1 pseudogene is annotated in these 478 nt (G+C 74.1%); it reads right to left on the reverse strand.

The window, feature by feature from the left end:
- Positions 1-478 (reverse strand): annotated as a pseudogene (locus tag PUR56_RS10800) (M4 family metallopeptidase); the annotation flags it as partial.

Here is a 478-nt window from a genome sequence, read left to right on the forward strand (position 1 = left end):
CATGTCGGTGGTGTAGGTGCCGCCGCGCGTTCCGTCCTTGAGCTGGTAGCCGGAGTCGGTCGGGGTGGTGCCGATCGGGACTTCGCCGACGTGGACGCCGTGGCCCGTGCCGGTCTGCACGCCCTCGAAGGTCCGGATCACTTCGCCGTCGGTGGCGTCGGTGATCACGTGGAGCTTGCTCGGGCCGCCGTCGTCGGCGGTCCCGGCGATCACGGTCTCCCAGGCCACGCGCGGGGCGCCGTCGGCCGCCCAGACCACGAGCCGGGGCGGCCGGTTGACGGACGTGCCGGGCTGGGTGTCGAGCGCGGTGGTCTGGGCCCGTGCGGCGTTCAGGGCGGGTGAGGTGTTCAGGCCGGTCAGGGGTGCGTCGGACGCGCGGTCGACACCGCGCAGGGTTCCGTTCGGGGCCTGGTGCGCCACGAGGTCGCCGCCCAGGACGGGGAGCCCGGAGTAGGTCCGTTCGTAGCGCAGGTGCCGG

This window comes from Streptomyces sp. BE303, from assembly GCF_036290945.1.
Classification (GTDB): domain Bacteria; phylum Actinomycetota; class Actinomycetes; order Streptomycetales; family Streptomycetaceae; genus Kitasatospora.